Raw genomic sequence first — 23,921 nt, forward strand, 5'->3', positions numbered from 1 at the left:
TGTCTCCCTCCCTCAGCCGAGGTCGCTCTGACCGGCCCGGGTGAGCCGGTACTGCAGGACCGTGATGGCGCTCAGCACGACCAGCAGGGCCACCGACATCGCCGAGGCGTACCCGAACTGGAAGCGGCCGAAGGCGGCGCCGTAGATGTAGTACTGCAGGACGTTCGTGGCGTTCGCCGGCCCGCCGGTCGTCGTCACCGCGACCGTGTCGAACACCTGGAACGAACCGATGACCGTCATGATCAGCACGACCGCGAGGACCGGCCTGAGCAGTGGCATCGTGATCCGCCAGAACATGCGCCACTCGCTCGCGCCGTCCACCTTCGCGGCCTCGTACATGTCGTTCGGGATCGCCATGAGCCCCGCGAACAGCAGCAGCGCGGTGTAGCCGACGTGCCGCCACACATTGATCAGGGCGATCGTGGGGATCGCCCAGGTCTCGTCCGCGAGGAACGGGATCCGGTCGAGGCCGATCCCGGCGATGATCTCGTTGCCGATGCCGAGCTGGGTGTCCAGGATCCACAGCCAGACGATGCCCGCGACGACGTTGGACATCAGATACGGCGTGAGCACGATCCCGCGCAGCACCGCCGACTGCGTCAGCCGCTGGAGCAGGACGGCGATGGCGAGCGCCGACACCGTCTGCACGCCGATGTTGATGACCACGTACTCGACGGTCACCAGCAGCGAGTCCCAGAAGATCGGGTCGTGGACCATCCGGACGTAGTTGTCCAGGCCCACCCACTCCGCCGGCGTGAGCAGATTGAAGCGCGTGAAGCTCAGATAGATGCCCCGCAGCGTGGGCCAGAGCAGGAAGACGACGAAGCCCAGCAGCGCCGGCGCGATGAACACCGCGGCGAGCCGTCCGTCCCCCTGGTTCTCACGGGTCGCCGCCCGCCGTGTCCTGTGCTCGGTACCTGCCTCCGCGGCGCCGCCCAATGGCAGACGCGACGGAGGGCTGCTGGAGGCGATGGTCATCGGGAGACTCCCTCGTCTGCGGCTCGTCCTCGGCTACTTACTTTTGTGGCGGAAGAATTGAGCCGTCAAGAGTCCTGCAAACATCTTCTTCAGGCCGCACCGGGCGCCATAGACTGGCCTGGTTGGTTTTGGGGAGAAAAAAATCATGTGGGAGCCTGACGACCATGACCGCAGTAGCCGCAAGCTGGCTTCCCCTCAGCCCCGGTGAACGCTCGGTGGCGATCGAGGTGCTCCTCGCCGGCCCCCTGTCGCGCACCGATCTCGCCCGGCGCCTCGACCTCTCCGCGGGCAGCCTCACCCGGCTGACCAAACCGCTGATCGAGTCGGGCCTCCTCGTCGAGGTTCCCGAGGCGGGCGGGGTGATCGAGGTGCGTCAGGGGCGCCCCTCCCAGCCGCTGGACGTCGTCGCCGAGTCACGGTCCTTCGTCGGCTACAAGATCACCGAGGACACGGTCTACGGCGTCGTGACCACCCTCCGCAGCGAGATCGTCGCCCGCTACGACCGCCCCCTGACCTCCCACGAACCGGCCGACGTCGTGGCCCTGCTGGGCGAGATGACCGACGAGCTCGCCGCGAGCCACCCCCGGCTCGCCGGCATCGGCATCGGTGTGGGCGGCCTGGTCGAGGACCGTGCCGTGGTCGGGGAGTCGCCGTTCCTGCACTGGCGGGACGTGCCGCTCGCCGAGCTGGTGGAAGAGCGCACCGGGCTGCCGGTGGTGGTGGAGAACGACGTCGCCGCGCTGGTCGAGGCCGAGACCTGGTTCGGCGCAGGGCGCGGCCTCGACCGGTTCGTCGTCCTCACCATCGGCGCCGGCATCGGCTACGGGCTGGTCCTGGGCGGCAAGCGGGTGCCCTACGCCGAGGAGGACCGCGGCTTCGGCAGGCACTGGATCATCAACCCCAACGGCCCGCTGACCCCCGACGGGGCGCGCGGCAGCGCCGTCTCCCTGCTGACCATCCCCAACATCCGCTACCAGGTGCAGGCCGCCACCGGCCGTGACCGTGGTTACGAGGAGATCCTGGAGCTCGCGGCGGCCGGGGAACCGGTGGCCGCCCGCGTCATCGAGGAGGCGGCCGGCGCGCTGGGTGTCCTGGTCGCGCAGATCGCCAACTTCGTGCTGCCGCAGAAGATCCTTCTCGCCGGGGAGGGGGTGGGGCTGATGGACGTCGCCGGCGCGACTGTGGCGGACGCCATGCGCGCCCACCGGCACCCCCTCGCGGCGCCGATCGACCTGGAGACGAAGGTGTCCGACTTCCACGACTGGGCCCGTGGTGCGGCCGTTCTCGCCATCCAGGTGCTGGTTCTGGGAGCCACGGACGCCTGAACTCGACGCCCCCCGTTGACGGATGACGTGATCAGCAACACGGTCCTTTATGTCCGTATTGAGTGTGCTTACTCACAGCGCCTTCACGTCCCGAGCCGTATGCTTCACAGCATGTCCACCACTGTTGAAATCGCCTCCGATCGCTCGGCTGACGAGGTCAACGAGGAGATCCGGGCGCTGTGGCGCCGGTCGGGCGGGCGACTGACCGTCGAGCAGCGCGAGGTATATCAGCGCCTCGTCATGGAGTGGGCCAAGGCGGCCCCGCAGACGGCGAAGGCGGCCTGAGCCCCCGACTCGGCAAAGGCCCGAGCACTCTCCTCGGCCCGCCCCGCACCCGATCCTCCCGAGGCACCCCTGATCAAAGGGGTGCCTTTCTCACACCGACCTCTCTCACACCTACATCCGCCCCACGGGCCTCGGCCGCCACTCGGCCGAGGGCCCGGGCCCGTCACCCCCAGGTCGCCGAGTAGTACCGCCGGTACGCCTTGCGGTCCTGTTCCGCGCGGATGAAGCGGGTCGCCACCAGGGCGACCAGACTGCCCGCGATGACCAGCAGGCCGGGACCCACGTTCTTCGGGTCCGCGAGCCGCGCCAGCAACGTCGCGGCGTCCTCACCGGTGATCGGCGCCGACGAGCCGGGCGAGGCCTCACTGGGCGCGATGGCGCTCTGCGTCGCCGACGGGGCGGGGGCGGCACCCTGGCCGGAGCCGTTCTGGGCCGCCACGATCAGCTTCATGTTCAGCGCGGCCAGGGCCTTGGTCACGGGCTGGAAGAACGTCGTACCGCCGGACGCGCAGTCACCGCTGCCGCCCGACGTCACACCCAGCGCGATCCCCTCGGAGAACATCGGGCCACCGCTGTCCCCGGGTTCGGCGCACACATTCGTCTCGATGAGCCCGGTGACCGTCCCCTCCGGGTAGTTGACCGTGGCGTTGAGCGCCGTCACCTCGCCGTCCCGCAGCCCGCTCGTGCTGCCGCTGCGGAACACCCGCTGACCGACGGCCGGATCGGCGGCGCCGGTGATCCGCACGCCCTTGCCGTCGCCGATGGACACCACCTCGGCACCGGCGCCCGCGTCCCCGCTCGCGTACTGCACCAGCGAGAAGTCCCCGCCGGGGAAGTTCTGCTGGACGGTCTGCCCGATCTGCTGGGTGCCCCGGTTGTCGGCGAACCACACGGAACCGTCGGGCCCGCAGTGCCCGGCCGTCAGGATGAAGTCGCGCTGCCCGTCGGTGACGTTGAAACCGGCCGAACAGCGCCCGGCCGTCGACAGCAGCGGCAGCGCACCGTTGAGCCGTGTCGTGAACGTACCCTCGCTCCGCTCCATCCGGACGAAACCGCCCATGCCGTCCGCGAGCTGCGTCATCCGCGACCAGTCGGCGGCCGAGACGGTGCTGTCGCCCTTCACGACCACTTCGTTGGACCGGTAGTCCATCACCCACGCCGTACCGGCCACCCGGGGCGCCGAGCGCAGCGTCTTCGTCACCGACTTCAGCTCGTCCATGCTGTGGTCGACCATCTTGGCCTCGGCGCCGGCCTTGCGGACCTCGGCGGCCGCCTCCTCGTCGGTGACCGCGACGACCGGCTTCCCGGCAGCGTTGAGCCAACTGCCCGCCGTACGGGACGCACCCAGACGGGAGACCAGGTCACTGCCGGTGTCGGCGGCCGAAGCCGCGTATGTGCGAGGGACGGCGAAGGTGCCGTCCGGCTCGCTCGCCACGGCGCGCGTGACCATCGTTCCGCCGAGGAGGAGTCCGCCGACGGCCGCGAGTCGTGTCACTCGCCGGACGAGACGTCGTCGTGCGTGCCTCATGCATGGCTCCCGAACCAAGTACAGCGCGGCATCAACGCCACGGGGCCCTCCCGGAGTTGAGCACCCTCTCTCCATACGGAGCCCGGCGCGCCCGCGTTCACGCCACCGGTGATCTTTCTCGCGCCGGCGGGCCGGCGGGCCGGCGGGCCGGCGGGCCGGCGGGCCACTTGCGGGCGGCCACCGGCCCGGCACCGGACACTGTCCGCCGCGCCGGTTCCCGGCCGCTGCACGGGCCACCTATCTTGTGCCTCATGACGAGGATCCCGCACGAGACGTCCGGTGAACCGAATCCCCTGCGCGCCCTGACCCTCGACCGCCTGCGATGTCGTACGAGCATGAAATGGCGCGCCTACCCCGACGACGTCCTGCCGCTGTGGGTGGCCGAGATGGACGTCATGCCGGCCGAACCCGTCGTCCGCGCGATCACCGACGCCCTGGCGATCGGTGACACCGGCTACCCCGCCGGCACCGGCTACGCGGAGGCACTCGCCGGTTTCGCGGAGAAGCGGTGGGGCTGGGGCGGACTGGCCGTGGAGCGGACGGCGATCGTGCCGGACGTGATGCTCGGAGTGGTCGAGATGCTCAAACTGGTCACCGGGCCGGGCGATCCGGTCGTGCTGAACTCGCCCGTCTATCCGCCGTTCTTCCAGTTCGTCGAGCACATGGACCGGCAGGTGGTCGAGGCCCCGCTGGGCGCCGATCTGCGTATCGACCTCGAAGTACTGGAGGAGACCTTCCGGCGGGTGACCGAGGGCGGCCGCGCCGCCGCCTTCCTGCTGTGCAGCCCCCACAACCCGACCGGCACCGTACACACCGCCGACGAACTGGCCGCCGTCGCCGCCCTCGCCGACCGCCACGGAGTACGGGTCGTCATCGACGAGATCCACGCACCGCTCACCGCGCGCGGGATCGACTTCGTGCCCTATCTGAGCGTCCCCGGCGGCGAGAGCGGGCTGTCGCTGATGTCGGCGTCGAAGGCCTGGAACCTGGCCGGCCTCAAGGCGGCCCTGGCCGTAGCCGGGCCCGACTCCGCCGCCGACCTGGCCCGGATGCCCGAAGAGGTCGGCCACGGGCCCAGCCACCTCGGCGTCATCGCCCACAGCGCGGCCCTGCGAGACGGCATCGACTGGCTCGACAGCCTGCTCGCGGGCCTCGACGACAACCGGCGCCTGCTCGCCGACCTACTGGCCGAGCATCTCCCGGCCATCACCCACCGCCCCGCCGCGGCCACCTACCTCGCCTGGCTCGACTGCCGCGCCCTCGGCCTCGGCGACGACCCGGCGGAGGTGTTCCTGCGCCGCGGCCGGGTCGCCCTCAACTCCGGTATCCCCTTCGGCACCGGCGGCGCCGGGCACGTGCGGCTCAACCTGGCGACATCGCCGGAGCTGATCACGGAGGGCGTACGGCGGATGGCGGCGGCGCTCGACTGAGCCGGCCGGGGTGGGGCAGGGCGTCCGCGTCCTGGGCCGCCGCCTACACTTCCGGCCATGGACACGTCGCTGGAGCAGCTCGGCGCGGGCAAGTACCTGCTCGTCACCAGTTACCGCAAGAACGGCACCGGAGTTGCCACGCCGGTCTGGGTGGTCCGGGACGGGGACGCGCTGGGCGTGTGGACGGTCGCCGACTCCTGGAAGGTCAAGCGGATCCGGGCCCGCGGCGACGTCCTCGTCGGCCCCTGCGACCTGCGCGGCAGGCCCACGGGCGAGTCGGTTCCCGCCACCGCCGAGATCTGCGACGAGGCGACCAGCGCCCGCTACCGCGGGCTCATCGCCCGCAAGTACGGGATCACCGGCCGCCTCACGCTCCTCGGCAGCCGACTGCGCCGCGGTGCGAAGGGCACCGTCGGCCTACGGATCACGCTGACGCCCTGACCCGGGTCAGGGCGTCAGCGCGCGGGGTCACGAGCCGTCCAGCACCGTGCCCGTGATCACCGGCGCCCCGGGCTGCGGCGCACCGGAGTCGTCGGTCGCCTGGAGGCGGACCGACTCGGCCTGTTCCGCCACCTGGTCCTTCACCGTCGGGATCACCAGCTCGGCGGACGTCTTGCCCGCCTCGACGTTCACCCACAAGGACAGCCCGTCCAGCTTCGACAACGGCCGTTCCGGGTCCGGGGACTGACCGGTGGTCTCCTCCAGCCAGCGGGGGTCGACGTCCTTCGTCGACAGTTCACGGCCGTTTGTGACCGGCAGTACGGCGTACGCACCGCTGATGTCGGCGTCGGCGACCGCCGACAGGGAGACCCGCCATTTCAGCGGCTGTCCCTCGGTCACCCGGTCGGCGAGGGGTGCCACGGAGATCGACGGCATCGGGTCGTCGTTCTGGACGGTCACGCCGCCCAGGTGGGAGCCGATCACAGCGGTGCGGACGGCCTTCACGAACGCGTAATGGCCCGAGTCGTAGCCGTAGCGGGTGTTGCCCTCGACCTTCACCGGCACGTCGATGGCGTTCGTGCCGGGCCGCACCGTCAGCAGCCGGTCCGTGACCGCGCCCGTGGCCGGGTTGGTGACGAACAGCCGTACCTGTCCGCTGCCCTGTCCGGAGACGCTCACCGGCACCCGGTAGGTCCGTACGCCCGAATCGCCTTCCTTGACGGTCAACCGGCCGATGTCGACCCGGGGCAGCGGGGCCTGCGTCACCGCCGGTGTGCCCGGCCGCCAGGCCCAGGCGTCCATCAGCCATGCCTTCCCGGAGCGCGTGCGCGGGGTCAGTGTCAGGGACTTGACGTGCCGCAGGTCGAGCGCGGACGCGTCGTCGGCACCGATCGGCACGCGTACCTCGCGCGCCCAGTACGAGGCGGTCCGGCCCGTCCCGGGCAGCCCGTCGACCTTGACGCGGCCGAGGGTGCGGTGCCGTCCGGCGGTGTCGGTGACGGAGACGTCCAACTGGGTCCCGGTCGAGTTCGGCGGGACGAAGACGCGCAGCGCCAGCGCCTTCGAACCGGCGAGGGACACCGCGTGGTCCGGGCTGATCCGGGTGGCGGAACCGGCCGCGGACCAGCGCAGCGCGACCGCTCGGCGGCCGGGCTCACGGTCGGTCTCCCACCGCGCGAAGTGCGGTGACGAGCCCGCCGCCTCCGACGGCAGACAGGCCTTGGCCGTGTCAGGGTCCACCGCCGAGCACAGCCGGGCTCCGCTCACGGTGACCTTGCCGTCCGGCAGGAAGCCGGCGCCGCGTCGGGCGCCCACCGCGTGGGTGAGGACGCGCGCGGGATCGGCCGAGGGCGCGCGGCGGTCCGAGCCGTCCAGCAGCGGACGCACCCGGTCGTCGCCCGCGACGAACAGCCGTGCCGCCGCCGCGATGTAGGTCGCGCCGGCCTTGTGCTGCTGGTCGGCGGTCAGCCGGGTACCGGTGCCGGGAGAGCAGACCCGGTCGCGCTCCCCGTCATCGGTCCAGAAGTCGTCCTCGGCGGGCGCCTGGGCCTGCCCCGGCGTCCACTCGCTGTTGAAGAAGTTGTGGTTGGCGCCCACCACGTACACCGCGCTGTGCAGGGCGGCGCCGCGACTGACCTGACGGGTGCCGTCGACGTACACCTCGCCCTGGAGGTCGGACACGTCGCCGTCGCAGCCCGGCAGGATCGTCACCGACGGCACGTCCGGAACCGGGTTCTGGCCGAAGATCGTCGGGCCGATGAGCACGGTGCCGCGGATGCGCCAGCGCACCGGGCCGTGATAGCCGTCCTCCGCGGCGGGCGCCGCGTAGAGGCTGTCCATCGCCGCCCGGTTGACGCCCTCGCCACCGCGGGAGTGCCCCACGAGCAGCACCCGGGAGAGATCGGCCGGAGGGGCCTGCCGTACGGCCGCCGGGCCGGTGCCCGGGTGGGCGGACCAGTCGGCCCAGCGGGCCAGGTGCTGGCGCACCAGCGACGAACGGGCCTGCGCGCCGCCGTCTTCGGCCTGCCAGTCCTGGCCGTTGACGCCGTTGGCGGAGATCGACACCGTCACATAGCCCTGAGAGGCCAGAAGACGCTGGTCGCGCAGATAACCCCGGTGGCTCGGTATCGGCTTGGCGCCGGTCGCGCAGGGCCAGTCGCCGGTGGTCTCGCCCTGCGGTGTGTAGCAGGTGGAGTGGCGCCCGTGGAGGAACAGGGCGAGCGGACGGCGGCCCTCGGCACCCTTGGGCGCCACCACCACGGCCCGCATCTCGACCGGCTGGGGGAAGCCGGGCAACCGCACCGGGTCGAGGCCGTACTCGCCCGTGACGGTCCGGTATGTGCCCGGCTTGCCGGGGTCGACCTGGTTGGCCGGCAGCCGGGGCGGGACGGCCGCTCCCGCGCGCGGGCCGGAGGAAGAGCCGGGGGCCGCGTCGGGCGCGTCCAGCCTGCGCCCCGCGGCGCGTACTTGCAGGTCCCGCGCGGAGTCCAGCCGGACCCCGTCGAGGCCGAGCCGGAACGTCCGGCCGTCCTTCGCCGGCGCCGGATGGCCGAGCAGCCGGTCACCGGCGTAGAACTCGACGCGGGCGTCCCCCATGGGCACTCGATCGTCCGACCGCCAGACCAGCTTGCGCGCCGATCCCTCGCCGGTGACGCTCCAGTCCGGCGGCAGACCGTCACCGACCTCGGCCGCGTCCGCCAACGCTCTTGTCCCGGACGCCGGTTGGGCCTGGGCCCACCCTGGCGACGCCCCCACGATCGCGAGCACCGCCAGGGCGGTGACCCATATTCGCCGGGCACGAATCACGTGCCCCTCCTTCCGCTCGCTCCGGGACGGACGGTCCCGGGCTCTCACCCCGGGAGGACGGAAGGAGTTGGTTGTGCGTTGCCTGTGACGAGCGAGAAAGGGGATCAAAGACGGGGCGATCGGGCCGGCGGACATGACTGGTGGGGCGTTCGGCGGGAAAGGCCACCACGATGAGCCGAACTTCCCAACGCCGCGCCGCCGTTGTCGGCACCGGCCACCGCGCCCAGACCTTCACCCGGGCCCTCGCCGAACGCCCCGGTCATCGGGTCGCCGCCTTGTGCGACCCGAGCCCGACCCGCATGGCCTTCCACAACCGGCTACTGGCCGACGCCGGCGAGCCCGCCGCGGCCCAGTGGGAGCCCGACCGCTTCGCCGACCTGCTCGCCGAGGAGGACATCGACGAGGTCGTCGTCACCACCGTCGACGCCGAGCACGACCGCTACATCGTCCCCGCCCTCGCCGCGGGCTGCCGCGTGGTCACCGAGAAGCCGATGACCGTCGACGCGCAGCGCTGCGCCCGCATCCTCGACACGGTCCGGGCAACCGGCAACTCCCTCACCGTCGCCTTCAACTACCGCTTCAACCCCGTGCACGAGAAGGTCCGCGAGCTGCTCGCCGACGGCGCGGTCGGCGAGATCCTCTCCGTCCACTTCGAGTGGCTGCTCGACGTGCGCCACGGCGCCGACTACTTCCGCCGCTGGCACCGGGAGAAGGACCGCAGCGGCGGACTGATGGTGCACAAGTCGAGCCACCACTTCGACCTGGTCAACTGGTGGCTCGCGGACGAGCCGCGGGACGTGTTCGGCTACGGCCGGCTCGGCTTCTACGGCCGTGCGGCGGGCGAACGCCACGGACTGCGCCGGGACTACGACCGAGCCCACGGCGCCGACCAGGCCGCCGACGATCCCTTCGCCCTGGACCTGGCGGCCAACGACACCCTGCGCGCCCTCTATCTCGACGCCGAGCGCGACGACGGTTACCTGCGCGACCGCAACGTCTTCGGCGGACCCGTCACCATCGAGGACGACATGGCCGTCCTCGTGCGCTACGCCGGCGGCGCCACGATGACGTACCACCTCACGGCGTACTCCCCGTGGGAGGGCTACCGCGTCATGTTCAACGGCAGCGCCGGCCGGCTGGAACTGGAGGTGGAGGAGAGCCGGTGGCAGCAGCCCATGACCCGGATCGGCTCCGACAGCGGCGCGCTGCACGGGGACACGGCCGCCGAGCACGCGGGCGGAGCACGGCTCACGCTGCGGCCGCTGTGGCGGGCCCCGCTGGACATCCCCCTCGTGACCGCCCACGAGGCGCACGGCGGGGGAGATCCACGGATGCTCGACGCCCTGTTCGGGCCGGTCGACGGCGCGCTGCCCGCGGACTCGGCCGCGGTGGCGCATCCGACGGCGACCGAACGCGACGGGGCGCTCGCCCTGGCCGTAGGGCTCGCCGTGAACCAGTGCTTCGAGACCGGACTGCCGGTCGCCGTAAGGGAGTTGGTCCCTGGGCTGCGGCCGGTCTCAGGCGCTCGCGGGGATCAGGCGGACGCGGGAGAACCAGGAGGGCAGGGGGATCAGGTCCAGGCCCGGTAGGGCTCGTCGACGAGTTGGAACACCGGCTCGCCCCGGACCGGGTCCTTCGCCGTCGACAGCCGTACCCGGTCCCCGCTGTGGATGCCGATGGGCGGGCCCATGACCCGGCCGCGCACGACGAACCCCTCGGCCATCTCGATGAGTGACACATTGCGCGCGGCGGGGGTGTTGCGGTGGATCACCGTGGAGTGGCGGACGGTCCCCACGCCCTCGCTGCGCTCCGTGCGCAGCTCGCTGCCCTGGCAGACCGGGCACAGCAGGCGGTGGTACGTGGCGGTGCCGCACCACGTACAGCGCTGGAAGACGATGGCCTCCGCGTCGGTCACCGTGCGGTCGAGTACACCCGCCGCGAAGCCGACGGTCTGACTGGCAACGCTTCCTGAGTGGTGGTACACGCTGGTCAACTCCCTGCGCTCGGCCGGAATCCCACGTGCGCGGGTCGCCCGTGCACGCACGTGCCCGGTTCCCGTGCCACCGTGCACACGGCCAGCGTATGGCACTCAGTGCCACACGTAAAGGCACTCCGTTCCCTGAATCTGGCGGGGTTCGAGGAATCCGTTTCCAGGAATCCGGCGAGGATTCGGCCGCGGGCGGTCAGCCGCGGTCGAGCGTCGCCTCGATCTCCTGGACCACCCGCCACAGCGGGGCACCGCGCCGGGACACGACGACGACCACGTCCTCGGGCCCATCGGCGCGCAAGGGAGGCGGGGGAGGGGCGACGCCGAAGGTGGACTGCACATACCCGAGGGCCTGGTCCACTCCGGCGCTCGCGTCTCCCTGGCCGTCCGAGCGCAGCCAGGAACGCAGCGCGTTGTTGTGCGCCGCGACCACGGCGGCGGCGATCACGTCGGCCTGCAGAGTGCCGTCCCGCCGGCCGGCGAAGCGCACCCGCAGATACTCGGCCAGGGCCCGCTCGTAGCGCCAGACGACGGACAGCTCGTACGCGCGCAGCCCGGGCACCTGCTTGGTCAGCCGGTATCGCTGCACCGAGAAGGTCGGGTTCTCCGCGTACATGCGCAGCACCAGCCGGGCCGCGTCGCACACCCGGCGCACCGGCTCGTGCTGCTCGCCGCTCGCGGCGAGGAAGGCCGTCATGTCGGCCAGGCAGCGCTCGTGGTCCGGGAAGACCACGTCCTCCTTGGACGGGAAGTAGCGGAAGAACGACCGCCGCCCGACGCCGGCCAGCGCCACGATGTCATCGACGGTCGTCTGCTCGTAGCCCCGCTCCAGGAACAGTCGGAAGGCCGCCGCGACCAGGGCGTCCCGCATCGGGGGCTTCGCCGCCGCGGCCTCCGGCCTGCCGGCCTTCTCGGTCCTTTCGGGCCGTTGGCCGCGGCCGGGCGTCGCGCTGCTGGAGCTCATGGACGCGAACGTAGCATCTGAGCTGGATCGATGGCACTCAGTGCTGCGATGAGGGGGACTGAGTGCTGTCAAGATATGAGCGGAATCTGACCGCCTGGACGATCGTATCGATCTTTCGTTCGGCAGACAGGAGCTGTGGGCGGCCGGGCTCTGACCCCGAGAGATCCAACGTTTGTTCGGTGAAGGACGGGCCGCATACGATCGGCTGCCGCCGTAGCCTAGGAGTACCGCATGCCGCCCGCCCGCCCCCGCATCCTGTACGTCACCGACCTGGCCTATCCGGCACGCGGGCGCCGCTACTGCGACGAGGACATCTTCCTCACCTCGCGGCTGCGCGACGACTTCGACCTGGCCCTGACCCACCCCCGGGACGCAGCCGCGCTCATGGACGCGTTCGACGCGGTCGTCGTCCGCAACAGCGGTCCCGTCCTCACCTACCAGGACGCCTACGACGACTTCCGCCGACGGGCGGCCGCGGGCGGGGTGCGCGTGTACAACCCGCTGACCGGCAAGGCGGACATGGCGGGCAAGCAGTATCTGCTGGACCTGACCGCCGCCGGATATCCGGTCATCCCCACCGTGGACCGCGCCGAGGACCTGCATCTCCTGCCCGAGGCCGACCGGTATGTCGTCAAGCCCAGGCTCGGCGCCGACTCCATGGGGCTGCGGATCGTTTCCGCTCAGGACGTGCGCGAGTCGACCGACGGGGACGTCCTCGTCCAGCCCTGCGTCGACTTCGTCTACGAGGTCTCCTTCTACTTCGTCGACCGCGACTTCCAGTACGCCCTGTACGCGCCGCACACCGACCGGCGCTGGGAGCTGGAACCGTACGAGCCGACCGACGGCGACCTGGAGTTCGCCCGACGCTTCGTCGACTGGAACGACATGGATCACGGCATCCAGCGCGTCGACGCCTGCCGTGCCCCGGGCGGCGAACTCCTGCTGGTCGAGCTGGAGGACCTCAACCCCTATCTGTCCCTGGACACCCTGGACGACACGCGGCGGGACGCCTTCGTCGCCGCGATGAAGGCGTCCCTGCACCGATTCCTCGCCCCGCGCCACTGAGCACGGCCGCCGAGGAGAGGTACTGGCCGATCGCGGCCCGCTGCCCGTCCGTGGCCCCGCCGACCCAGTTCACGTCGGGCATGGAAACGCCCGGTCGTGAACCGGCGGGACGCCAATCCCGTATCACTTCCCGGGGATTGGCGAAGCCCCGTGCAGACGGGGATGGAAGGAGAGCGGTGTGCCCACACGGCCCGATCCCGAGGAGCCGGACGAGAACCCGGTCCTGGAACCGATCCGCGTCCTGCGCCCGCGCCGCACCGACGCTCTCGCAGAGCTGTTCAGGGAATGGGAGGAGGGGAACCGCGGCTACGAGAGCGTGGTGGTGCCCGGTTCCCTGCCCGGCACCGAGGACGCGACCGAGGAACTGCCCGCGGTCGCCGAGGACTCGGCAAGTGCACGGCGCGGTCGTGCCCGTACCGGTTCGGCCGGCTCCGGACCCGGATTTCGCCGCACCGCCGTGGCCGTCGCCGTGACGGCAGCGGCGGTCGTCGGCTTCGGAGGCGCCCTCCTGCTCGCCGGGCGCGACGACGGATCCTCCGCCCGGGATACGACTCCGTCCGCGACCGCCTCCGCAGCGGCCGAGCCCACCCCGACCGCGTCCGACGGACCCGGCGCGGGGGCGCCCGCCGACCCCGCCTGCACCGCGTCCTTCCGGACGGTCAATAGCTGGCAGGGCGGCTTCCAGGGCGAGGTGACGGTGACCAACGCGCCCGCGTCCGCCGCCTCCGGCTGGACCGCGACGGTCGTACCGGTCGACGGAGCCCGCCTCACCCAGGTCTGGGACGGCACCCTTTCCCCGGCAACGGACGACGGCAGGGCGACCGTCACCAACGCGTCGTGGAACGGCACTCTGGCACCCGGCGCGAGCATCACGTTCGGATTCCTCGCCGCCACCTCGGAATCGGCAGGTGACCCGTCGGCGACGGTGACCTGTGCCGCGACCGCGGACACTTCCTGACGCTCGGACGGCGAGGTCTCGCGCCGTCACCTCGCCGAACCGGCCACGGAGGTAGCTCTTCCGCCTCCTCCGCCGACGGACGGCACCGCCGGCCCTGAACACGCTCGAACACCCGGCAAAACGAGGAAAGCGCAGGTGACCGGGCCCGAAGAGGCGCCATCCTGGAGACGCAGCAAGGCTGCCTGCCGCTCCGCTCCGTACCGAAGGTCCCGCCGATGAACGGCTCCCGCATTCCGGGCCTCGTGCTGCCCTCAGTGTTCCTGTTGGCCCTCGTCCTCGGCCTGTTGTGGTACTGGAGGCACCGCGGCGACTGACCCACGTGGGCGCCGGGCCCAGCCGACGCGGCGCGGCCGAGGTCAGCGCCCGCGGTCGACCAGTGCCTGGGACACCGCGCGCACGCTGCGGGCGATGTGCTGCAACTGCATGACCTCGGCCGCGTACATCTTGATGGTGTGCTCGATGACCGACTCGGGCATGCCGAGCGCGGGCAGGTCGGCGCGTGCGGTCTGCAGGGCGGTGCGCGCGACCCGGATCTCGTTCTGGACCTGGATCTGCGCGTGCCGGGCGAGCAGGACGGGGTGGCGGATCAGCGCCGGATAGCTGGAGTAACGGGCCGGCACCAGCTCGCGCAGCCACTTCGCGGCGGAGCGTTCCCAGTCGTAGGAACCCGGGGTCTTGACCTGGCACGGCCAGTCCGGGGTGATGCGCGTGGTCGTCAGTGGCATGGTCATCGCTTCCGGTGTGCGGCGTCGTCTGGGTGTCCGACGGGGTCGGGGCGGCCCCGGCCTAGGGGATGACCGGGGCCGCCGCCACGGGCGCTCGCGCAGGCGATGCCCGACCGAACAGCCCGAGCGCCGACGCGGGTAGGAGACGGCGGCCACGGCTGTTCGCAGTGGAGCCCGGAAGGCAGGCGGCAGTCGCACGACGGATGGGGTGACGTGCGCATGAGCGGACCGGCTGCTTTCGGCGGGCGGGTGGTGCGTGTGAAGTATTTATATATGCCGTCTGGTTTGCAAGACGTATGAAAACATTCATGCGCGATTTGATGTGAATGGTGCCCTTGCGATCCGGTATCCACCGGAGTGGGAGGGGTGCCGCGTGGTTGCCGCGTGGGCGGCGAGACGAATCGGGCGATACGAAGGATCAGTCCCGCAGGAAGAACTGGTGCTGGTCGGAGATCTGCTCGTAGTCCTCCAGCCGCGCCTGCGTCCGCTCCGGGTCCGCGTCGGTCATGGCCTGGAGCAGCGCGGCGGCCATCACACCGGGCGCTGCGTAGGAGTCGAAGACCAGCCGCGATCCCGTGCCGGTGGCGAAGACGACGTCGGCCGTGTCGGCCACCGGGCCGAGCGCCAGGTCGGTGACCAGGGCGACCTTGAGCCCGGCGCTGCGCGCGACCCGCACCGCGGTGAGCGTCTCCTGGGCGTGCCGCGGCATGGAGAACGCCAGCACCCAGGTGCCGCCCGCCTCGCGTGACTGGAGCAGCGCGTCGTAGGCGACACTGCCACCCCTGGTCACCAGCCGGACGTCGGGGTGGATACGGCGTGCGGCGTAGGCGAAGTACTCGGCGAGGGAGGCGGAGATGCGCAGCCCGAGGATGGTCAGCGGCGTCGACTGCGAGAGCTGGCGGCCGACGTCGATGACCTGGTCGGGGTCGGCGAAGTCGCGCCGCAGGTTCTCCAGGTTCTCGATCTCGGCGTCCACCGCCGACTGGAGTTCGTTGGCGCCGTTCTCCTCGGCCGCCACCGGCCCCCCGGAGAGGGCGCCAAGGGCGATCGACTGGAGCCTCTCCCGTAGCGCGGGGTAACCGCTGAAGCCGACAGCGGCGGCGAAACGGGTCACGGAGGGCTGGCTGACGCCGACCCGCTCGGCGAGATCGGTGATCGAAAGGAACGCCGCCTCGGTGATGTGCTCGATCAGGTACTGGGCGATGCGCCGCTGCCCGGGGGAGAGTCGGGGCTGGTCGAAGAGCTCCCTGAGCTGGGAAGTCGGGGACGCCCCGGCTTCCGGGACCGTCTTTCCAGAGGTGATGGCGGATGCCTGTGCGCGTGCCTGCTGGGGCGATGGCACCGGTGCGCCTCTTTTGTCTCCCACAGTGCCTCAACATAGCTCACACACCGTGTCGACCCGGTCCGCTCATGCGCCCCTACTCAGCGGCGGTAGATCGTGATCGAGTGACCGATGCTTTCGATCGGCTGACTGCTGTCGATCAGGCGGGCCAGTCGCCCGGTCGCCTTGGCAGCCGCGGAGTCCGACACCACCAGCAGTCCGCGCACCTCGCGGGCGTCCGCCTTGCGCGGATCGTTGGCGCGGATGCCGTAGTACGACGGCACCCCGCTGCCCTTGTAGACGAGCCAGATCCGCTCGCCCCGGTACCGCTCCCGCAGCCGGTCCGCCAGCCGCCCCAGGTCCTGCCCCCAGTCGACGTTCGAGTCGTGCAGCCGCAGATGGGTCTTCGCCGGACCGCCGAACGCCTCGTTGGAGTACGGCAGATAGTAGGGATACGTCCGCAACGAGCTCACCGCGACGAACAGCACCAGCGCGCCGACCGCCGCCCGCACCCAGCGCCGGCGCACCACCAGGACACAACCCGCCGCGACCGCCAGGAACATCGGCACGAAGACGGCGTACCGCGTGCCGAAGTCCCGCGACCCGAGCATGGCCGCGCCGAGCAGCACGGCGGTCGGCACCAGCAGATACGGCGCCACGGGCCGCAGCCGCCGTACCGCCACCAGGGTGACGGCGCCCGCGGCCCACAGCGCCAGCATGCCGAGCGGTGTCTTCACCAGCAGTGCGGCCGGCAGGTAGTACCAGAGCGACCCCGTGTAGAGCCGGCCGAACAGGAAGCCCTGCCACGGGTAGTCCTCGAAGTCGAACTGCACGCGCATGCCGTCCCGGTACGCCTGCGGGAACGGCAGCAGGTCCACGACCAGCCCCCGAAGGCCCTGCACCGCGGGCACGGGCTGCTCCGGTGCCCAGCGCAACCGCGGATCGACCACGAGATACGACGCCCATACGACCGCCATCGCGGCCAGCACGAGGACACCGGCGCCCGCCGCCGCCCGCCCCAGCGTCCGTCGACGGGACGTCGAGGGTGCTCCGGCGCACCACACCGACAGGCCGGTGAGCGCCATGAGCACCGGGATCGCCGCGAGCATGCTCATCTTCGTCGCCAGGGCCGCTCCGAGTGCCGCCCCGGCCAAGGGCACGTACAGCCGGGGCCGGTGGCGGGCCCGCCACAGCAGCCAGACCGACGTCAGCACGAACCCGGCCGCCGGCACGTCCAGCGTGGCGAGCGAGCCGTGCGCGATGAGGTCGGGGGAGAAGGCGTACAGGCCGAGCGCCGCCAAACCGCCCGCCGCACCGGCGAGTTCCCGGGCGAAGGCGAACACGACCAGCCCGAACGCGAGCGTCAGGGCGATCACGGGCAGCCGGGCGAACAGCATCAGACGCCATGGGTCGTTCCCGGACTCGTACAGCAGATGCCGCCCCAACCGGCCCTGATCGCCGTTGAAGGAGGCGTCGACACGTGGATCGGCGAGGGCCACCCCGACACCGATGACCAGCTTTCCGAGCGGCGGATGCTCTGGGTTGTGGACCACCCGGTGCTCGTGCAGGTACTCGGCCGCCGTGCCCACGTACACGGGCTCGTCGATGGTCGGCGTCTGCCGCACGGCGGTCGTCACCATCGCCGCGGCCATCTGGCCGAGCAGCACGACCACGAGGAACGGGACGAGCAGGCGTCCGAGGGGCCGCCGCGGACGCCGGGCGTCGTTCTGCGGGCCGGAGAGCACCTCAGAAGTCGGGGCCGGGGCCGGGGCCGGAGTCGGGGCGCCCGACGCCGCGCTCGCACCGGCCGAAGCCGTCGTCGGGGCCGGAGCCGGGTTCGAGGCCGATTGCTGTTCGAGCGCCATCATCCGCTCCGCGGCACGGTCGGTCCCGCGATGGCGGAAGCTGATTCTCGGGCGGCCCATGGGCCTACTCTGCATCAGCTCCCGCCCGGGACGCCGGTTACCGCTTCAGGAGTCGTACCGACAGACCTTCCGTCGTGTAGACGGGTACGGCTCGCAGCGCCTGTGAGTTCAGCTCGATCCGGTCGAACTGGCCGCGCAGCCGCTGTCCCCCGATCACGGGAATCACGGAGCCCGCGACCGGCGGGCGCTCGGTGTCCAGGCGCAGCGACAGCACCCCGCCCCGGCCCAGCACCACCCGGCCGGACACGTCGAGCGCCGGACCGTGGTTCATGCGCAGCAGCAGCTCCAGGCTCGTGTCGCCCTCCTGGACGTACGCACCGCGCACCCGCAGCACCTTGTCCACCCGCAGCGTGCCACCCAGGACACGCACATCGCCCCGGCCGAGGGCACTCGCGGACGCCGCGACGAGCACGCCGCCCTCGACGACCGTGCAGCCGTGGTAGCGGTTGTGGCCGGACAGCGTGAGCGTGCCGGTGCCGCGCTTGGTCAGGCCGCCTTCGCCGCGGATGTCGTTGCGCCAGTGGTCCGCCGCGCCGAAGCCCCCGGCGGCCGCGTCGAGTGTGACGGTCACGTCGCAGTCGAAGGCGCCGTAGCCGTCCGCCGCCGCGAACAGGTCGAGCCGCCCCCACTGTTCGAATCCGTCCAGCAGGACGTACCCGGCGGGCAGCGCGGTCGTGCGCAGCACCTCGCGGCGCTGGACCGCGGTCAGGTAGGGCTGGCGCGTCTCCAGCAGCACCTCGGCGCCCTTCGGCACGGTCAGCGGCACGTCACGGCCGCGCCGGGTCAGGACATAGGTCAGCTTGGGCCGGACCGTACGGGCGTTGGCCTCGCGGTCGGCGTACGGGTCGGCGTCGGGCCCGGCCGAGTGGGCGTAGGCGTACAGCGTGTCGGCCGTGGTGCCGGTGCGCTGCCGGAAGTACGCCAGAGCCTGGGCACGGGCGGCGGCCTTGAGTTCGGCGTTGGCCGGGTCGGCGAGGGCGGCGGCGGCCAGGGCGGTGGCCATCACGCGTCCGCCGAGGACGTCGACCGGGGAGTGCATGCCGGCGACGATCCGGGTGTGGCTGAGTTCGAAGGCGCGGGTCACCAGCTCCTGGAAGCGCTCGGGCACGGCGTAGGCGTACGCCAGGGCCGCCAGGTGCAGGGCGTTGGTGTGCCCGCTGGGGAAGCCGCCGTCCTCGGCCGGGGTCTCGGCGCGTTGGCGCAGCAGTTGTGGGGCGACGCTCACCGGCGAGTCGTAGACGGGGAAGCCGAAGGCGTCCTTCGTGCCGGTGTCGACGACCTCGCTGTCCTCGTTCATCCGCCACGGGCGCGGGTACTGGAAGGCGAACTTGGCCGGGTTGCCCGAGGCGAACGGACCGCGCACGGTGTCGACCAGCCTGGCCACCTGGCCGAGGTCCGAGTCGTAGGAACCGGCGCCGATCGCGGAACCCGCCGGGGCGTCGGCGGGCAACGCGTCGCTGATCTTCCCGGCGGGCGTGCCGTCCGGGGCGCTGGTGATCGACGTGACCGCCTTGGCACCGGTCCTGTACAGCTCCGCCAGCGGGCCGAGCCCGGCGATCACCGAGTAGCTCTGGTGCTGACGGTCGATGATGAACGATTCCTTCGCCTGGGCGTCCGTGCGCGCGGCGGTGATCCGGGCGCAGTAGCGCATGTTGGCGCGCAGCACCTCGGGCATGAGCGGCGTGCCGGTGTTCCAGGCGCCGCCGGTCTTCCACACCTGTCCGAAGCCGCCGAGGATCCGGACCACCGCGTTGGTCTCGGGCGTCTGGTTCGCGACGACGTTGCTCTTGTAGTCGTCGACGAACGCGGCCGCAGCGGCGGCAGTCTTGGCGTCCGCGGTGGGCAGCCAGCCGGCGAAGGCGGGCACCACCACCAGTGCCGCACCGCCTCCGGCGGAGGTCAGCAGAAAGCGCCTTCTGTTGAGGGGCGGGGTGGCCTGACCCCCGGCGGGTGACGGCATGAGTGCCTCTTTCGGATTCTTCGGCCGTACGGCCGCGAGGAGATCGAATCGATCGACTCGACCGACCGGCACGCAACCGACCGGTACGCAACGGACGGGCATGCGGCGCGCGAGACGCCGGGGATCGCGATCGAGTCTTACGAGCGAAGATCTACGGGCGAGTTGTGTCGGACTCGAGATGGCCCGGAATCCGGCGGATGTCACACGAGTGAACGCGCGAGTGTCACGGCCCCCTCCACCGGAGGCACTTCCAGGGGCCGTGGCCGCGCCCCGGGCACGCTGTCGGTGAGCGCGGCGGCGAACGCGTCGTACAGAACGGGCTGGGCGAGGATCGTGCTGCCGGCGACCACGACGTCGTCCACCGGCACCCCGCGCGCGGCGAGTTGCTCGACCAGCGCGGCCAGCGACCGGCCGCCCTCGTCGATCACCGCGCGGGCGAGCGGTGAACCGGCCTCGGCCGCGGCGAACACCACCGGCGCGTGCCGGCCCCAGTCCGCGGAAGGGCTCTTCGCGCTCTCCAGAGCTGCCCCGAGTGCCGGCACTTCGGGTACCTGGAACGCGTCGAGGAGCCCGAGCGCCAGTGCGTCGGGCTCCTCGCCGAGGTCGTGCGCCGCCCATACGGCCCGTGCGGCCTCGCGGACCAGACCGGCCGAGCCGCCCTCGTCGCCGAGGACCGCGCCCCAGCCGCCGACCTGGACCGCTCGGCCGTCGGCCAGTCGGCCGACCGCGACGGAACCGGTGCCGGCGACCAGGCCGACGCCCTTGTCCAACCCGGCGGCGAGAACGAGCAGTTCGGCGTCGCCGACCACCGACGCGGGCGCGTCGAAGTGGAGTTGGAGAGCGGTGCGGATCTGGGCGCACTGGCGCGGAGTCTCGCAGGCGTGGCCGCCCACGGCGACGGCCGACACGCGTGCGCCCTGCGGCAGCGCGTCGGCGACCAGCGCGGCCAGCCAGCCGGTGGCGGCCACGGGGTCGTGCGGCCGCCAGCCGCTGCTCGCCTGGACGTGGTCGGCGACCAGGGCGTCCCCGGCGCAGGCCCGGAGATGCGTCTTGGTCCCGCCGACGTCGATACCGACCACGAGGGGCATGAAGTCCTGCACGGAATCTCTCTCGTCGTTGAGCCGGCGCGGGCGGTTCGGCAGCGCCCCAAAAGGGCGCGGGGCCGTGTCAACATGCGGCTCCGCCGCGTGGGCGCGATCAAGCACGATGGCGCCGCGAACAACCGACGGCGCCGTGCGGCACAGCCGGCGAAGCGCCATGGCGGGCGAAGCGTGCCTGGAATTGCGGGAGTTGGTGAACTAGGGAAGCCCCGGGACGGGCTTCTGGCGGACACGGCAGGCGAGTACCGTGAAGTTCGTTAGGAAGTTAACTAACGAAGTACAGTGCGTCAAGAGGCATCGCGCACTCGACCACTGAGCGGCCCGTGACCCGTGGGAGAACTGTGATACACGACGTGGCGGAAGCCCCCCGCCTGACCGAGAGCGCAAGCGCGGTGTTCGCCGTGCTCGCCGAGGCGGGCAGCGCGACCCGGCCGCAGCTCGCGAGCCTGGCGGGCCTGTCCAAGCCCACCGTGTCCTCCGCCGTCGCGGAGCTGGAGAGCGCCGGGCTGGCCGCCCACTCCGGCACAGCCTCCGGCGGTACGGGCCGCTCGGCCGCCGTCTACGGTCTCGGGCCCGCCGCCGGGGTGGTGCTCGCGGTGGACCTCGGTCCCGCCCTGACCCGGGTGCGCGGCTGTGCCCTGGACGGCACCCTGCTCGCCCAGGCCACCGGGACCCGGGAGGAGGCCGCCGACGTGGTGCGCGAGGCACTCGGCGCGCTGCCCGCGGGCGCCCCGCTACGCACCGTCGTCGTCGCCGTCGGCGACGTCACCGCGCGCGAGAAGGAGGGCGCCCGCATGCGCCCCGCCACGGCCAAGGCCGGCCCCGTCTTCGACGCCATGGCCGTCGCCCTGCCGCCGGGCGTCCCCGTCCACCTCGAGAACAACGTCAACTGCGCCGCGCTCGCCGAACTGCACGAGGGCGCCGCGCGCGGCCGACGCACCTTCGGCTACCTGCGGATCGGCGTCGGTATCGGCCTCGGCATCGTGGTCGGCGGTGAGGTGCTGCGCGGAGCCAACGGCGCCGCCGGTGAGCTGGCCCGGCTGCCCTACCCCTGGGACGACGGCCGCGAGCCGCGCCACGAGGCCCTGGAGGAGTACATCGGCGCCCGCTCGCTCCTGCGGCGGGCGGCCGAGGCCTGGCCGGACGAGGACGGGCCGTGCCCGCGCACCGCCGAGCAGCTCTTCGCCCGGGCGGGAGAGGGGCGGCCCGCGGCCCGCGCGGTGATCGACCGCCACGCCGTCGACGTCGGCCGTCTCGCCGCCGCCGTGACCGCCGTACTGGACCCCGGACTGATCGTGCTCGGCGGCAGCACCGGCGCCGACCCGCAGATTCTGCCCGGCGTGCGGGCGGAACTCGCCCGGCTGAGCTGGCCCACCGAAGTCGTCAGCAGCATGGTCGGTGACCTCGGCACGGTCGTGGGCGCCGCCCGGCTCGCGGTCACCCGAGGAGTCCAAACCGTGACCGAGACCGCGGGGGCGAAGGATTGACGGCCTCCGACTCGATCTGCCAATGTCCGGACAAGCGCTTTCTAAGTCGGCCGGGACGCCGGCTTGGGTTGAGCATCCCGCCCGTACGCGAAGTACGGCAGCCGCACAAGGGCGTGCTTGTGCGACGACGGCCCTCATGGCCGGGGATCCCACCCGTCGAGGCGATGCGGCCGGGCGAGGCCGCGCCCCCGGAAGGCGAAATTTCCCGCAGAACGCACCCGTGCCGCCTCGGCCGGCCCCGTGCTTCCTCCGCTACGACGAAAAGGGATCGAAGATGACCAGTGTGGGTGTGCGGCGCTCTCGCCGACTCGGTCGCGGCGGCCTACGCCGTGTCATTCCCCTCGCTGCTGTGGCCACGGCAGGTGCCCTTCTGCTCTCCGCCTGCGGCGGGTCGGGGTCGGGCTCGGGTGGGAACTCCAAGTCGCTGACGTTCTGGATCTCCACGGTTCCGGGGCAGGACGCGGGCTGGAAGAAGATGGTGGCGCAGTACAAGAAGGAAGCCGGCGTCGACGTCAAGCTCGTCAACATCCCCTACGACGGCTACACGACGAAGTTGCACAACGCCGCGCAGGCGAACTCCCTGCCGGACGTGGCGGCCGTGCCGGCGCTGGACCCGATCTGGTCGAACAAGCTGATCGACCTCAGCTCCATCGCCAACAACAAGAGCAACAAGATCAATGCCAACTTCCTCGCCAAGGACTCCTCCGGGAAGGTGCTGTCCATCCCCTCGGACGTCACCGCGTCCGGCCTGTTCATCAACGAGACGCTGTTCAAGAAGGCCGGCGTCGCCTTCCCGGCCTCGCCCTCGAAGACCTGGACCTGGAAGGACTTCATCGCGGCGGCGAACAAGGTCCGCGAGAAGACCGGCGCCAAGTACTCCCTGACCTTCGACCAGTCGCCGTCCCGGCTGCGCGCCATGGTGTACGAGATGGGCGGGAAGTACGTCCACGCGGACGACTCCGGCAAGTTCTCGGTGGACGCCGCGACCAAGAAGGCCGTGAAGTACTTCGTCGGACTGAACGACGACAAGACCATGCCGAAGTCGGTGTGGACCAGCGGCGCCGACCCGTCGGCCATGTTCCAGAGCGGCGACGTGGTCGCCTACTGGTCCGGCGTGTGGCAGGTTCCCGCCTTCGCGGAGAGCATCAAGAAGTTCGACTGGGCGAGCGTCCCGACCCCCGCCGAGCCGGTGCAGGCCAGCGACGTCAACAGCGGCGGCATGATGGTGGGCTTCAACAACAACGGCGCCGCGGCCACCGCCGCGGAGAAGTTCATGTCCTGGCTGTACGAGCCGGACCACTACCGCGCGCTGTGCGAGGCGTCCGGGTTCCTGCCCGTCGAGAGCGGTCTGAACCCGAAGTACCCCTTCACCTCCGAGGCGGCGCAGGCGGCGTTCAAGCTGTACAACGAGGAGATCCCGCTCTACGCCCCGATCTCCGGCTACTTCAACACCGCGCAGACGGACTGGGTGCTGAAGGGCAAGAGCCTCACCGAGGACCCGACGAAGACGGAGCTCGGCAAGGCGATCAACGGCCAGCAGTCGGCCGACAAGGCCCTGGAGAACATCGTGGCCGGCTACAACCAGCAGGTCGGCGGCGCGTCGTAGACCCCAGGGCCGGGGGGGGGGGGGGGGGGCC

At 71.6% G+C, this 23,921-nt stretch carries 19 protein-coding genes; 9 read left to right on the forward strand and 10 right to left on the reverse strand.

Annotation, left to right across the window (positions count from 1 at the left end):
* Nucleotides 1-12: 12 nt before the first annotated feature.
* Entirely contained in the window at nt 13-978 is a 966-nt protein-coding gene (locus ACZ69Q_RS07940) for a carbohydrate ABC transporter permease (RefSeq protein WP_471038172.1), read from the reverse strand.
* Between the two features lie 164 nt (nt 979-1,142).
* Between ACZ69Q_RS07940 and ACZ69Q_RS07945 the strand changes: the two genes are divergently transcribed.
* Together ACZ69Q_RS07945 and ACZ69Q_RS07950 are read left to right on the forward strand one after the other, a co-directional pair.
* Nucleotides 1,143-2,303, forward strand: coding sequence for an ROK family transcriptional regulator (locus ACZ69Q_RS07945; protein ID WP_471038176.1), 1,161 nt, complete (start codon nt 1,143-1,145; stop codon nt 2,301-2,303).
* Between the two features lie 99 nt (nt 2,304-2,402).
* The gene (locus ACZ69Q_RS07950; RefSeq protein ID WP_471038179.1) at nt 2,403-2,588 is read left to right on the forward strand and encodes a hypothetical protein; all 186 of its coding nucleotides are present in this window, start codon (nt 2,403-2,405) and stop codon (nt 2,586-2,588) included.
* A 163-nt stretch (nt 2,589-2,751) separates the two neighbouring features.
* On the opposite strand, the gene ACZ69Q_RS07955 is transcribed toward ACZ69Q_RS07950, so the two are convergent.
* Nucleotides 2,752-4,116, reverse strand: coding sequence for a S1 family peptidase (locus tag ACZ69Q_RS07955; protein ID WP_471038181.1), 1,365 nt, complete (start codon nt 4,114-4,116; stop codon nt 2,752-2,754).
* Nucleotides 4,117-4,367: 251 nt separating this feature from the next.
* Here ACZ69Q_RS07955 and ACZ69Q_RS07960 point away from each other — a divergent pair, with 251 nt between their 5' ends.
* Both ACZ69Q_RS07960 and ACZ69Q_RS07965 read left to right on the forward strand, forming a co-directional pair.
* Complete coding sequence (locus ACZ69Q_RS07960; protein ID WP_471038183.1) at nt 4,368-5,546, forward strand: MalY/PatB family protein; 1,179 nt, start codon at nt 4,368-4,370, stop codon at nt 5,544-5,546.
* 57 nt (nt 5,547-5,603) lie between these two features.
* Entirely contained in the window at nt 5,604-5,987 is a 384-nt protein-coding gene (locus tag ACZ69Q_RS07965) for a PPOX class F420-dependent oxidoreductase (RefSeq protein WP_471038185.1), read from the forward strand.
* A gap of 27 nt (nt 5,988-6,014) precedes the next feature.
* Here the strand turns inward: ACZ69Q_RS07965 and ACZ69Q_RS07970 are convergent, their stop codons facing one another.
* The gene (locus ACZ69Q_RS07970; protein WP_471038188.1) at nt 6,015-8,792 is read right to left on the reverse strand and encodes a hypothetical protein; all 2,778 of its coding nucleotides are present in this window, start codon (nt 8,790-8,792) and stop codon (nt 6,015-6,017) included.
* A gap of 170 nt (nt 8,793-8,962) precedes the next feature.
* Between ACZ69Q_RS07970 and ACZ69Q_RS07975 the strand changes: the two genes are divergently transcribed.
* Nucleotides 8,963-10,381: a Gfo/Idh/MocA family oxidoreductase gene (locus tag ACZ69Q_RS07975; RefSeq protein ID WP_471038191.1), complete on the forward strand. Its 1,419-nt coding sequence runs from the start codon at nt 8,963-8,965 to the stop codon at nt 10,379-10,381.
* Here the strand turns inward: ACZ69Q_RS07975 and ACZ69Q_RS07980 are convergent.
* Nucleotides 10,363-10,776 (reverse strand): Zn-ribbon domain-containing OB-fold protein, encoded by a 414-nt coding sequence (locus ACZ69Q_RS07980; RefSeq protein WP_471038197.1) that lies wholly within the window; start codon nt 10,774-10,776, stop codon nt 10,363-10,365. The genes ACZ69Q_RS07975 and ACZ69Q_RS07980 overlap by 19 nt on opposite strands.
* Nucleotides 10,777-10,975: 199 nt before the next feature.
* A complete protein-coding gene (locus ACZ69Q_RS07985) occupies nt 10,976-11,650 on the reverse strand; it encodes a TetR family transcriptional regulator (protein ID WP_471040147.1) in 675 nt (224 codons plus the stop codon).
* A gap of 324 nt (nt 11,651-11,974) precedes the next feature.
* Between ACZ69Q_RS07985 and ACZ69Q_RS07990 the strand changes: the two genes are divergently transcribed.
* Together ACZ69Q_RS07990 and ACZ69Q_RS07995 are read left to right on the forward strand one after the other, a co-directional pair.
* Nucleotides 11,975-12,808 carry an ATP-grasp domain-containing protein gene (locus ACZ69Q_RS07990; protein ID WP_471038199.1) on the forward strand — a complete coding sequence of 278 codons (834 nt, stop codon included), beginning with the start codon at nt 11,975-11,977 and terminating at the stop codon, nt 12,806-12,808.
* Nucleotides 12,809-12,986: 178 nt separating this feature from the next.
* Entirely contained in the window at nt 12,987-13,766 is a 780-nt protein-coding gene (locus ACZ69Q_RS07995) for a cellulose binding domain-containing protein (RefSeq protein ID WP_471038201.1), read from the forward strand.
* A gap of 356 nt (nt 13,767-14,122) precedes the next feature.
* Here ACZ69Q_RS07995 and ACZ69Q_RS08000 read toward each other — a convergent pair whose 3' ends face one another.
* The 5 genes from ACZ69Q_RS08000 to ACZ69Q_RS08020 form a co-directional block, all read right to left on the reverse strand.
* Nucleotides 14,123-14,497, reverse strand: coding sequence for a hypothetical protein (locus tag ACZ69Q_RS08000; protein ID WP_401555671.1), 375 nt, complete (start codon nt 14,495-14,497; stop codon nt 14,123-14,125).
* 412 nt (nt 14,498-14,909) lie between these two features.
* The gene (locus ACZ69Q_RS08005; protein ID WP_471038205.1) at nt 14,910-15,833 is read right to left on the reverse strand and encodes a MurR/RpiR family transcriptional regulator; all 924 of its coding nucleotides are present in this window, start codon (nt 15,831-15,833) and stop codon (nt 14,910-14,912) included.
* Between the two features lie 80 nt (nt 15,834-15,913).
* Complete coding sequence (locus ACZ69Q_RS08010; protein ID WP_471040149.1) at nt 15,914-17,464, reverse strand: phospholipid carrier-dependent glycosyltransferase; 1,551 nt, start codon at nt 17,462-17,464, stop codon at nt 15,914-15,916.
* A 310-nt stretch (nt 17,465-17,774) separates the two neighbouring features.
* The gene (locus ACZ69Q_RS08015) at nt 17,775-19,697 is read right to left on the reverse strand and encodes a phosphatase PAP2 family protein (RefSeq protein ID WP_471038210.1); all 1,923 of its coding nucleotides are present in this window, start codon (nt 19,695-19,697) and stop codon (nt 17,775-17,777) included.
* Nucleotides 19,698-19,897: 200 nt separating this feature from the next.
* A complete protein-coding gene (locus ACZ69Q_RS08020) occupies nt 19,898-20,797 on the reverse strand; it encodes an N-acetylglucosamine kinase (RefSeq protein ID WP_471038212.1) in 900 nt (299 codons plus the stop codon).
* Nucleotides 20,798-21,150: 353 nt separating this feature from the next.
* Here ACZ69Q_RS08020 and ACZ69Q_RS08025 point away from each other — a divergent pair, with 353 nt between their 5' ends.
* On the forward strand, nt 21,151-22,284 hold the full coding sequence (locus tag ACZ69Q_RS08025) for an ROK family transcriptional regulator (RefSeq protein ID WP_471038216.1): 1,134 nt from the start codon (nt 21,151-21,153) through the stop codon (nt 22,282-22,284).
* A gap of 274 nt (nt 22,285-22,558) precedes the next feature.
* Nucleotides 22,559-23,890 carry an extracellular solute-binding protein gene (locus ACZ69Q_RS08030; RefSeq protein WP_471038219.1) on the forward strand — a complete coding sequence of 444 codons (1,332 nt, stop codon included), beginning with the start codon at nt 22,559-22,561 and terminating at the stop codon, nt 23,888-23,890.
* Nucleotides 23,891-23,921: the final 31 nt, after the last annotated feature.

The sequence above is a fragment of the Streptomyces sp. NPDC036764 genome, from assembly GCF_055609385.1.